Annotated in this window: 9 protein-coding genes; all 9 read right to left on the bottom strand. The window is 33.3% G+C overall.

Annotated elements, in window-relative coordinates; all coding sequences use genetic code 11:
- Nucleotides 1-106 precede the first annotated feature (106 nt).
- Nucleotides 107-1,468: a 23S rRNA (uracil(1939)-C(5))-methyltransferase RlmD gene (gene rlmD, locus PYW44_RS04775; RefSeq protein WP_021339821.1), complete on the bottom strand. Its 1,362-nt coding sequence runs from the start codon at nt 1,466-1,468 to the stop codon at nt 107-109.
- Nucleotides 1,469-1,621: 153 nt separating this feature from the next.
- A complete protein-coding gene (locus PYW44_RS04770) occupies nt 1,622-2,539 on the bottom strand; it encodes a diacylglycerol kinase (protein WP_115075974.1) in 918 nt (305 codons plus the stop codon).
- Nucleotides 2,540-2,751: 212 nt separating this feature from the next.
- Complete coding sequence (gatB, locus tag PYW44_RS04765; RefSeq protein ID WP_002507192.1) at nt 2,752-4,179, bottom strand: Asp-tRNA(Asn)/Glu-tRNA(Gln) amidotransferase subunit GatB; 1,428 nt, start codon at nt 4,177-4,179, stop codon at nt 2,752-2,754.
- Between the two features lie 12 nt (nt 4,180-4,191).
- Nucleotides 4,192-5,649, bottom strand: a complete 1,458-nt coding sequence (gene gatA / locus PYW44_RS04760) for an Asp-tRNA(Asn)/Glu-tRNA(Gln) amidotransferase subunit GatA (RefSeq protein WP_002507191.1) — start codon at nt 5,647-5,649, stop codon at nt 4,192-4,194.
- 1 nt (nt 5,650) lies between these two features.
- Nucleotides 5,651-5,953: an Asp-tRNA(Asn)/Glu-tRNA(Gln) amidotransferase subunit GatC gene (gatC, locus tag PYW44_RS04755; protein WP_002507190.1), complete on the bottom strand. Its 303-nt coding sequence runs from the start codon at nt 5,951-5,953 to the stop codon at nt 5,651-5,653.
- A 702-nt stretch (nt 5,954-6,655) separates the two neighbouring features.
- Nucleotides 6,656-7,873, bottom strand: coding sequence for a CamS family sex pheromone protein (locus PYW44_RS04750; RefSeq protein WP_056935768.1), 1,218 nt, complete (start codon nt 7,871-7,873; stop codon nt 6,656-6,658).
- Nucleotides 7,874-7,885: 12 nt separating this feature from the next.
- Nucleotides 7,886-9,889, bottom strand: a complete 2,004-nt coding sequence (gene ligA / locus PYW44_RS04745) for an NAD-dependent DNA ligase LigA (RefSeq protein ID WP_021339824.1) — start codon at nt 9,887-9,889, stop codon at nt 7,886-7,888.
- Nucleotides 9,890-9,892: 3 nt separating this feature from the next.
- Nucleotides 9,893-12,103 carry a DNA helicase PcrA gene (gene pcrA / locus PYW44_RS04740; RefSeq protein ID WP_002507186.1) on the bottom strand — a complete coding sequence of 737 codons (2,211 nt, stop codon included), beginning with the start codon at nt 12,101-12,103 and terminating at the stop codon, nt 9,893-9,895.
- Nucleotides 12,100-12,792 carry a heptaprenylglyceryl phosphate synthase gene (gene pcrB / locus PYW44_RS04735; RefSeq protein ID WP_021339825.1) on the bottom strand — a complete coding sequence of 231 codons (693 nt, stop codon included), beginning with the start codon at nt 12,790-12,792 and terminating at the stop codon, nt 12,100-12,102. Before pcrB ends, pcrA begins: the two co-directional genes overlap by 4 nt.
- Nucleotides 12,793-12,838 lie beyond the last annotated feature (46 nt).

Raw genomic sequence — 12,838 nt, 5'->3', positions numbered from 1 at the left:
CTTACTTGTTCTGCAATATTTTGCAATAATTAGTAAACAACTTATTAATTAAATTCACACAAATCCTATATTCACGTATAATCACCTAAATATAAAATATTATAATTTAGCGTCTTTCAAATTGTGCTACTGTTTCAACATGCGTGGTATGTGGAAACATATCTACTGGTGTAATTTGTGTTAATTTATATCGTTGTGCTAATTGTTGCGCATCACGTTGTTGCGTTGATGGATTGCAAGAAATATAGACAATCTTTCTTGGGTTCAATTCTAAAAGTGTTTCCAAGAAAGTTTCGTCACAGCCTTTTCGAGGTGGATCAACCATTACTACATCTGGTTTAATGCCTTGTGCTTTCCATTTTAGAATAACCTCTTCAGCTTTACCACAGACAAAAGTTGTATTTTCGAACTGGTTTAAGGTCGCATTTTGCTTTGCGTCTGCAATCGCTTCTGGGACAATCTCAACACCATAGACATGTTGCGCTTTTGGTGCCATGTATAATCCAATCGTACCTATACCGCAATAAGTATCTAGTATTGTTTCTTCACCTTTAAGTTCAGCATATTCAATTGCACGTTGATATAATTTTTCAGTTTGAATAGAATTGATTTGATAAAAAGATTGATCACTGATTTTGAATGTTACATCTGAAAGTGTATCTTGAATTTCATCTTTACCATATAGCGTATATGACGTTTCACCCATGATGACATTCGAATGTGTATCATTCACGTTATGTTTGACACTCACTATTTCTGGAAATGCTGCTACTAATTTTTCTGTAAGTACATCACTTTGTTTGAATTTCTTCCCATTTGTAACAAATACAACCATCAGTTCTCTAGAATGGTGTCCTGTTCTAATTACGACATGACGCATAAGACCTTGCTTTTTACGCTCATTATATATACTGATATTTAATTCATTGAACCATAATTTGAGTTGATTTAGCACGTCTTGATGCATATTGTCTTGTATTAAACATTCATCCATATCTATAATGTCATGACTTCTTTGACGATAAAATCCTGTAATCACTTTATTTTCATTGTTCTTTCCAACTGGTACTTGAGATTTATTACGATAAAACCACGGATTATCCATACCAATCGTATCGTGGATAATTGTATCCTTAAAATCTGCTTTACGGTGGAACAAATTGACAACTTGCTCTTTTTTCATATTCAACTGTGCTTGATAGGTCATATGTTGTAGCTGACATCCACCACATTTATGGTAATAAACACATGGTGGTTCTACACGTTCTTCACTTTCTTTTTTAATTTCAAGTAGCTTACCTATTGCAAAATTTTTCTTAACTTTTATCACTTTGAATTCTATTGTTTCATTTATCAACGCATTTGGTACAAATATAGGATAGCGATCTAATTTAACAACACCATGCCCTTCATGTGTTAAATCTATAACTTTTCCTTCTATGATCTCATTTTTTTGAATTGCATTCATAACATCACCCCACACTAAAAGAGGTTAGGATATTTGATGTCTTTACCTAACCTCTCAGTTTATTCTGTATCTTTAATTTTTTCGACTATTCATTTTAACTTGAAACGCTTAAGTTCTTCAAGTTGAATTTGTAATATTATACGAAGCGTACTTTTATTGTTCGACTATTTCATCATTATTAACATCACTTGGCGTAAATACTTCGATATGTTGTTTTAAATTCAAGAAATTACCTGGTAATTTACCACCATATTCACCATCTACGTTTAACTGCATATCTACAAATGATGATACGCTAATGGATTTAGCTTTCTTATAATGTATCTTAGGATGCTTTATATGTTCTCCTCTAGAGGCTAGTGTCATTATATGTCCTAATTCAGCAAGATTTGCTTTTTCAACGATAATCAATGTAAAATAACCATCATCTAATTTAGCATCTGGCACTAATTTTTCAAAACCAGCCATTGAATTCGTTAAACCTAATAAGAACAACAATGCTTCCCCTTGAAAAACTTCATTGTCATATTCTACACGAACATCAACAGCTTTCATTTGGGGTAACATTTCAAAGCCTTTTATATAATAGGCAAACGGTCCAACAATGGATTTCAGTTTACTTGGCGTCTCATAAGAAACCTGTGTTAATTGACCACCGGCTGCTAAATTTATGAAATAACGACTATTCATCTTGCCAATATCAACCCGAGTTGTATGGCCTTCTATAATCACATCAATTGCACTCATAATGTCATTTGGTAAATGTAGCGCACGTCCAAAATCATTTACTGTACCCATAGGTATAATACCTATACTTGGTCTGTTCGGCTGCTCTGCAATACCATTTATGACTTCATTAAGCGTACCGTCACCACCGGCAGCAATTAATACATCATAGTTTTGTTCTAAACTGCGTTCTGCTTCAGAAGTTGCGTCTCCAACTTTTTCAGTTGCATATGCACTTGTCTCAAACCCTGCTTTTTCTAATTTAATTAAAACATCTGGCAAGGTACGTTTAAACAATTCTTTTCCAGATGTTGGATTATAAATGATTCTAGCTCGTTTTCTCATATTTTATCCCTCGACTTCTTATACTCAATATCTATATTATATGATTTAGATAAATGATAAAAGCATTTAGGCCAAATTTTACAGAATATATATAATATCGTATGAATAGTAAAAGAACCTGTAGACAAAAACGTTCTACAGGTTCTGCTATATCTATTGTTGTAATGCATTATCTAATCCTTACATTACACTAAAATCCAACGCATTTTTAATTATCTTTTATCTAATTCTTGTTTTAATAATTGATTTACTAATTGAGGATTGGCTTGGCCTTTTGAAGCTTTCATAATTTGACCAACTAAGAAGCCCATTGCTTTACCTTTACCATTTTTGTAATCTTCAACTGATTGTGCATTATTATCTAACGCTTCATTTACGAATTTTAAAAGTGTAGCTTCGTCAGAAATTTGAACTAAACCTTTATCTTCCATAATTTGTTTGGCGTCCCCACCATTCTCAGCAAGTTCTGGGAATACTTTTTTAGCGATTTTACTGCTCATTGTACCGTCTTCAATTAACTTAATCATTCCAGCTAAGTTTTCAGGCGTTAATTTTGTATCTAATAAATCAATTTGATTTTTATTAAGATACTCATTCACGCCGCCCATTAACCAGTTAGAAGTTAATTTAGCATCTGCACCTTCAGCAATAGCACTTTCGAAGAAATCAGACATCTCTTTTGTAAGTGTTAAAACATGCGCATCATAAGCAGGTAAGCCAAAGTTGTTCACATATTTTTCTTTTCTTTCGTCTGGTAATTCTGGGATTGTTTGACGCACACGCTCTTTCCAAGCTTCATCCACATATAATGGCACAATGTCTGGTTCTGGGAAGTAACGATAGTCATCAGAGCCTTCTTTAACACGCATTAAAATTGTTTTACCAGTTGACTCATCATATCTACGTGTTTCTTGTAGGATTTCCCCACCATTTAACAGTTCTTCTTCTTGACGTTTTTCTTCATATTCAAGACCTTTACGTACAAAACTAAATGAGTTTAAGTTTTTCAACTCTGCTTTTGTACCAAACTCTTCTTGACCATATGGACGTAATGAGATGTTAGCATCACAACGTAGTGAGCCTTCTTCCATCTTACAGTCAGAAACACCAGTATATTGAATAATAGAACGTAGTTTTTCTAAGTATGCATATGCTTCTTCTGGTGAACGAATGTCTGGTTCAGAAACAATTTCAATCAATGGTGTACCTTGTCTATTTAAATCTACTAAAGAGTATCCATCTTTATGCGTTGATTTACCAGCATCTTCTTCCATGTGAAGACGTGTAATGCCTATACGTTTTGTCTTACCGTCAACTTCAATATCAATATAACCATTTTCACCAATAGGTTGATCAAATTGTGAAATTTGATATGCTTTTGGATTATCTGGATAGAAATAGTTTTTACGGTCAAATTTAGATTCTGTTGCAATATCCATATTGATTGCCATTGAAGCTCTCATAGCCCAATCAACAGCGCGTCTATTTACAACCGGTAATACACCAGGATATGCAAGATCAATTACGCTTGTGTTTGAGTTAGGTTTTGCTCCAAAATGTGCTGGTGATGCAGAGAACATTTTAGATTCTGTTTTTAACTCAACATGGACTTCTAGTCCAATAACTGTTTCAAAATGCATGATTTCCACTCCTTATAATTTTTCGTATTCATTATGAAAATTGAATTTTGTTTCATATTGATAAGCGACACGATATAACGTCTTTTCATCAAATGGTTTTCCAATAAATTGTAAACCAATTGGACGTCCGTTTGATTTACCACAAGGAACAGAAATACCTGGTAATCCAGCTAAGTTTACTGGTGTTGTTAATAAATCATTCGCATACATTGTAAGCGGATCATCAATTTCTTCACCTATATTAAACGCTGGTGTTGGTGTCGTTGGTCCTACAATAACATCGTAGTTTTCAAATATGCGGTCAAAATCATTTTTAATCAATGTTCTTACTTTTTGTGATTTTTTATAAAATGCATCATAATAACCAGAACTCAATGCAAAAGTACCTAAGAAGATACGACGTTTAACTTCGTCACCAAAGCCTTCACTTCTAGACATTTTGTATAAGTCTTCTAATGAGTTCGCTTCAGGTGAATGGTAACCATATCTAATACCATCAAAGCGAGATAAGTTTGATGAAGCTTCTGATGAAGCAATAACATAATAAGAAGGGATACCATATTTAGTGTTTGGTAATGACACTTCTTCAACTGTTGCACCTAATTCTTTTAGTGTTTCAACAGCTTGTTTAACAGAAGCTTTAACATCTTCTGATACACCTTCACCAAGGTATTCTGTTGGTAACGCAACTTTAAGACCTTGAATATCTTTACCGATATCAGTAGTGAAATCTGACTCTTCAACTGGTGCACTTGTAGAGTCATTTTCATCTAAACCAGTAATTGTTTCTAATACTAAAGCATTATCTTTAACATTACGTGTAAGTGGTCCGATTTGGTCTAATGATGATGCAAACGCAACTAATCCAAAACGTGATACGCGACCATATGTAGGTTTCATACCTACGATGCCACAGTAAGCCGCTGGTTGACGAATTGAACCACCAGTATCTGTACCTAAACTGAACGGAACTAATCCTGCTGCTACGGCTGCTGCTGAACCACCTGATGAACCTCCAGGTACTGCAGTGTGATCAAATGGATTAACTGTCTTTTTAAAGTATGAAGTTTCAGTTGAACCACCCATAGCGAATTCATCTAAGTTTAGTTTACCAATAAGTATTGCTTGTTCATTTCGTAATTTATTCATTACTGTTGATTCATAAATAGGCACAAATCCTTCTAACATTTTACTTGCGCAAGTTGTTTCAACGCCTTCAGTAATAATGTTGTCTTTTATACCCATAGGAATACCAAAAAGTTGACCTTCCATTTGGTCTTTAGCTTGTAATTCATCCAATTCTTGCGCTTGTTTAACTGCATTTTCTTTATCTAATGCAAGAAATGATTTGATTGTTGGATCAGTTTCTTCTATTGCATCATAAATATCATTCACAATTTGTGAAGGCTTAATTTCTTTGTTTTTTATTAAGTTGATCAAATTTTCCACAGATTCATAACGGATGGTCATCTTAAGCGTCCTCCTCATTCATGATAGATGGGACTTTAAATTGTCCATCTTCCGTCTCTTTAGCATTTTTTAATGCAAGCTCTTGAGGAATACCCTCGTCTGCTTTGTCTTCACGTAATACGTTTTGTAAATCTAATACGTGATATGTTGGTTCTACTTCACTTGTATCTGCTGAATCTATATGATTAGCAAAGTTTAAAATACTTTCTAATGTTTCTTGCATCTCTGCAGTTGCATCTTCAGTAATTTCAAGTCTAGCTAAATTTGCTATATGCTCTACTTCTTCACGTGTAACTTTAGCCATTAAATAAAAGCCTCCTTTTTACTCATTCATTACAAAATTGTACCAAAATTCCGCCCAAAAATCTAAGCTTTTCGATAATAACAGTAAATTACAGTGATTTATTTTTAAACTTTTTCAAAAACTATATATTTTCACAACCCTTTTATAGCTATGTTTTCAATATGGATATAAGTATTTATCACTTTTATATGTATAATAATTCTATTATTTCTAAAAAAAGAATTTAGTCTATAAAAATTGTAAGCGTTTAACACTTAGCAAATATCGAGTGAAATCATAAAATTACTTAATATTTATCTTTACGCTATTTTGAATCCTCTTGTATAACCATTCATGTTTCAAAAAAAGAGCGGGATAGAAATCAAAATATAACCCTTCATTGTTAGTGATTAGTATCTCAGTTCCAATGATAGTATCTATTGAGTCAGATTATAATTCTAAAACATAAACCATCTCGTTTTAAAGATATGTTAAGGTAAATTCTCTATACTAAAATTTTTTGTATAAATTTATGTAATAAACCGATTTTGTAAAGGGCTTACGCCTAGGGGAATAGTATGAGCGAGAGACTACAGGCTCGAGCCATACCTCAGGCAAGCATGCACTTTCAAAATCGGAAAGCTTTAAAATAAAAAGAGCAGGACAGAAATCAAAATTTTAAATTTGATTTCATAGTCCCACCCTCACAAAGATGACTAAAAATTAGTTGTTGTTTTTATAAATATGAACTTGTGGTTCTTTATCTTCTTTTGTTTTACTGATTAGTGCTTTAGGGTTATTACCATCTTTGATGTGAATTTCATACTCATCTATATCATCGAAATATTTTCTTGCTTGTTCAGTGACATATTGCGTAATACCTATAGTTTCGGCTTTACCATAATAATCAATTGGTACATCTACAGATAATTGCTTAGCTTCTTTATTATCGAATTTAACAGTACCTACTGCTTGAGTGAAATTATTAAAATATGTTTGGAGATTATCATTAAACTGTTTGAAATCAGAGTTTAAATTTTCATCTAAATCTGCAGCCTCTCCAGATGGTAATAAAGCAGTTTTCTGTTGAATATCTTTCCATTCATTAATACGTGTTTTATCACCTTCAACTGTCGTACCAGCGATAAACTCGCCAGGTATAATTGAGTTTTCTCCAGATTGTTTATAAACAGCAAAATGAATTGGAATATCTTTCAGTTCTTTATTTTCGCGTAATCTAGTAAGTATTTCTTCAGACATTTTCTTACCTTGTTTTTTAATTTCTTTGTCATCCAATTTCTTACTATAGGTCTCTCCATCTTTTTCTTTTTGGTAATAATATGTACTGTTCATCGCTAAACCAATCGTCATACCTTTAATTTTTTTACCTTTTGTATCGCCACTATTATAAAAATCTTGTTCTAAAATATTAGAAAGATATGCTGGTGAATTTTCTGCAATTTTTTCAGGATCTGTTTCACCATTATGAGATGGATTTAATCCTAAATTCTCATTTGCTTTTTTCTCTTTACGTTCGTCTTCATCCATATCATCGATTTCAGCTTTAGTATATTTAGGTCCTAAATATGCGTTAATCGTATCTTTATCTAGATATTGGCCATCTTGATATAAATAATCTTCAGTTGGAAAGACTTCTTTACTTAAATCTAATAGACCACTCTCGAAATCTTCACCATTATAACTATTTGCCATATTTTCTTGTAATACGCCACGTGCTTTGCTTTCTTTAAATGGTAATATTGTTCTGTAATTGTCACCTGCTACATTTTTATCCGTTGCAATATCTTTTACAGAACCAGAATCTTGCTGCTGTTGTTGTTCATTTTCATTAGATTGTTCTTTGCTTTTGTTATCATCATCATTGCCACATGCTGATAATAAAAAAACTGCTGAGATGAATAGTATAACCTTCCGTTTCATGCATTATCTCCTCTATCCCTCGATTTCATTTTGCTTCTGAACAAAGTCTTCTTCTGACCATATTGCTGTATCAAATTTTTCAGCTTTTGTTAATTTGGAGCCTGCATCCTCACCAGCGATAACTAAGTCTGTACTTTTAGTTACACTGCTCGTAACTTTTGCACCTTGAAGTTCTAACCATTTTGAAGCTTCGTTTCTAGTCATTTGATATAACTTACCAGTAAGTACAATTGTCTTATCTTTAAAGTCTGGGTGGCCTTCTAAATCACTTGTCTTTATACCTTTATATGTCATATTAACATTTTTTTCTTTTAATTTATTAATAAGTGCACGAATATCTTCATTTTCTAAATACGTGACTACAGATTGGGCTACTTTGTGCCCGATGTCATGTATACCAACAAAGTCTTCTTCTGTTATTTCGAATAATTTATCCATTGTGCCGTATTTTTCAGCTATGACTTGGCTTGCTTTTACGCCAAGATGTCTGATACCTAAACCAAACAATAGCTTTTCTAAAGAATTGTTTTTAGACACTTCAATAGCATTAATCAAGTTATCTACTTTTTTCTCTCCCATGCGGTCAAGCGGTAATAAATCTTCTTTTGTTAAGTAGAAAATATCTGCAATGTCTTTTATTTTTTCATTATCATACAGTTGTTGAATGATTTTTGTACCTAAACCGTCGATATTCATTGCTTGTCGAGAAACAAAATGAATCATGCCTTCCACAAGTTGTGCTTGGCACTTAGGATTGATACAACGCAAAGCTACTTCGCCTTCTATGCGTACTAATTCATGTTCACAACTTGGACAATGTGTTGGCATATGATAAACTTCCGCATTATCTGGACGTCTATCTAATACACTTTTAATAACTTCAGGTATAATATCCCCTGCTTTTTTAATTACTACACTGTCGCCAATTCTAATATCTTTGTCATGAATCAAATCTTCATTATGTAGAGAAGCGCGAGAAACAGTAGTTCCAGCAACTTTTACTGGTTCAAGAATAGCTGTAGGTGTGACGACACCTGTCCTACCTATACTTAATTCAATATCCACTAAATCTGTAATTACTTCTTCTGCTGGGAATTTATATGCAATCGCCCAACGCGGTGATTTTTGAGTGAAGCCAAGTTCCTCTTGATGTGCTACCATATTCACTTTAATTACAATACCATCAATATCATATGGTAATGCTTCTCTTTTTTCAGTCCAATGTTCAATATATGCAATCACATCATCAATCGTTTGTACACGTTGACGTTCTTGGTTCGTTTTAAAGCCTAACTCATCTAATTCATCTAACGCTTCACTTTGCGTATTCGCATTAAATTGAGTAAAATCATTGACACTATATAGAAAAACACTTAGTTTACGTTTAGCTGCGAGCTTTGAATCTAATTGTCTAAGTGAACCGGCAGCAGCATTTCGCGGATTCGCAAACGCTTGTTCATCATTCTTAGCTTTTGCTTCATTTAAATTAAAAAATGATTGTCTAGGCATATATGCTTCGCCGCGAACTTCAAATGTTCTAGTTTCTTTGATTTTCAAAGGGATAGCATGAATCGTTTTTAAATTTTCTGTAATATCCTCACCTGTAGTACCATCTCCACGTGTTAACCCTTGTACAAATCGGCCATTTTCATATTTCAAAGATACTGCTAAGCCATCTATTTTCAATTCACACATGTATTCTACGTCACCTATACGTTCGCGTATACGTTGATCGAATTTTCTTAAGTCTTCTTCATTAAATGCATTGCCTAAGCTGAGCATCGGGGTATTATGTCTTACCTTTTCGAAAGTTGATTGAGCAGAACCACCGACTCTTACCGTTGGAGAGTCAGGCGTTCGATATTCTGGGTGAGCATCTTCAATGTCTATTAACTCATGCAACAATTTATCATATTCACTGTCCGGCACTGATGGATTATCTTGAACATAGTACTCAAAACTATAGCGATTTAACAATTGATGCAATTCATCGACACGTGATTGTAAATCAGCCACATTTTATTCCCCCTTTTTCTCAATTGGTGCAAATTGTGCAAGTAAGCGTTTCGGTCCTTCTGATTTAAAGATGATATCTAATTCTACAGAACCATTTTTTTCTTTTACATTACTAACCATGCCTTCGCCCCATGATTTATGAACAACTTTATCTCCAACTTTCCAATCTGAAGACACTTGTGTTTTTTTAGTAGCTGTAGCACGTTGGCTATAACCTCTTTTAGCTGGTTCTTTTGTTGCTGAACGGAAGCTAGTGCCTTGTGTTTTAGCTTTTGCTTTAGATTTAGTTTCATTTTCCAATAGATCTTCAGGTATTTCTCTTAAAAATCTAGAAGCCATATTGGATTGTGGTCGTCCAAATAACATTCTTGATGTTGCATGTGTTAAATATAATGTTTCTTCAGCACGTGTGATAGCTACATAACAAATACGTCTCTCTTCTTGCATTTCATGTTCCTCATCGCTCTTAATTGCTCTAATGTGTGGGAATAAAGACTCTTCCATGCCCATGATAAATACAATCGGAAATTCTAGACCTTTAGCAGAGTGCATTGTCATCAACGTGATACCATCTTCAATTTGCGCTTCATCTATATCTGCAACTAAAGATAAATCTGTTAAAAAGTTAATTAATGACTGTTCTTCTAATGGTGTATTCTCTTCATAATCTTTGGGAACAGACATAAACTCATCAATATTTTCAAGTCTACTTCTAGATTCTAACGTTTGTTCACGTTCTAACATATCACGGTAACCTGATTTAACTAGCACCTCTTCAACAATTTCAGTAATTTCAAGAAATTCTTGTTGTTTGATAAGATTTTGCATTACATCATAAAAATTAATACATTCTTGCGTTACTTTTTTAGATAATCCAATAAAGTCTACTTCAGCTAATGCATCAAACATGCTTAAATCATTTTGCATTGCATAAGTTTGAATTTTATCTACTGAAGTTGGTCCAATACCACGTTTTGGAATGTTTATTACACGACGCAAGCTAATATCATCATTACTATTGGCAATGATTCGTACATAACTTAATAAATCTTTAATTTCTTTTCTATCATAGAATTTTTGACCGCCAACCATTGTATAAGGAAGATTTGATTTCATAAACGTTTCTTCAAGTACACGTGACTGTGCGTTCGTACGATATAAAATAGCCATATCCTTATATTTCTTTCCATTACGCTGATGTTTCATAATTTCGCGTACAACATATTCCGCTTCATCTCGTTCAGTTGTTGCTTCATAATAATGTATTTTATCGCCGTCAGTATTGCCCGTCCATAATCCTTTAGGTTTACGCTCTGAATTATTTTTAATTACTTCATTAGCCGCATTTAAAATATTTTTTGTAGAACGATAGTTTTGCTCTAGGAAAACCGTTTTTGCTTCTGGATAATCTTCTTCAAAAGAAAGGATATTTTGTATATCTGCGCCACGCCATCCGTATATAGATTGATCTGAGTCACCTACAACGCAAAGGTTTTTAAATTTATTTGCAAGGAGTTTAACTAATGTATATTGTGCTTTATTCGTATCTTGATACTCATCCACATGAATATACTGGAATTTGTTTTGATAATAATCTAATACTTCTGGAACTCGTTCAAATAGACGTATTGTAATCATAATCAAATCATCAAAATCTAGTGCTTCGTTTCTTGAAAGTTGACGTTGATAACCTTTATAAACAGTAGCAACCATTTGTGCATGATAATCATTTGCTTCTTTTTGTGCATCTTCCGGCGTTTTTAATTCGTTTTTCAAATTACTAATAGCGCCTATAAACATTCTAGGCTCAAACTTTTTGCTATCGATATTTTCATTTTTTAATACATCTTTAATTACTGATTTTTGGTCAGTTGGATCAATAATTGTAAAATTGCGTTCTATACCAATTCTATCTGCATCTCTTCGAAGTATTCTCACACACATAGAGTGAAATGTAGACATCCATAGCACTTGAGCTTGTTCTCCAACTAATGTCTCAACACGTGCTTTCATTTCTTTGGCAGCTTTATTTGTAAATGTGATGGCTAATACGTTATATGGAGACACGTCTTTCTCATCAAGCAAGTATGCTATACGATGTGTTAAGACACGTGTTTTGCCTGAACCTGCACCTGCCATTATAAGCAATGGCCCCTCTGTTGTACGTACTGCTTGGCTTTGTTCCTCATTCATCTTATTAACTAATGCGTTCATTTATGTGACTCCTTTATCTCAACTGTTTTTAATGCTTTTTCTATATCTTTATATATAATGTCTCCAACTATAATAGTGTCTGCGATTGAAGCCATTTGTTTTGCTTCATTATAATCACTAATACCACCACCATAAAATAGTTGTGTATCTGTTAATTGATTTGCTGCTGCTTTTACTATTTCTACTTCTCCATATGTACCACTATATTCTATATACATAACCGGTAATTTGTACATATCATTAATCATTAATGCATAAGCTTCAATATCTTCATCCGTTAAGTTTGTATTTGCTTGCGTCACTTTCGCGACTTTACTATCAGGATTAAGTACGACATAGCCTTCAAATATGACTTCATCAAAATCAATTATTTGTCCGAATGACTTGAGTGCATCTAACAATATGCCATTATGATATTTAACATCTGAACTGTTTAACACGGTAGGCACGAAATAAAAGTCGAAGCCAAGCATTACGCTATCTACATTTGAAATTTCCAATGCTATGGGTAATGAAAATTGGTTTAAGCGTCGCTTTAAATGAAACACATTATCTTCAGTAACTTCATCTGTTCCACCTATAATAATTGCGTCCGTATTAGATAAACAAATTGCTTCTAATTCTTCGTCAGATATTAACTTTGCAGGGTCTAATTTAAAAATATGTTTCCACTTTTTAATGTCATACATGATATGTTACTCCTTTTTTAAACATACATATGATTATATCATTTTT

Origin of the sequence: Staphylococcus equorum, from assembly GCF_029024965.1 — a bacterium.
GTDB lineage: Bacteria > Bacillota > Bacilli > Staphylococcales > Staphylococcaceae > Staphylococcus > Staphylococcus equorum.
The sequence above is the reverse complement of the archived record's forward strand: the minus strand, read 5'-3'. Positions and strand labels throughout refer to the sequence as shown.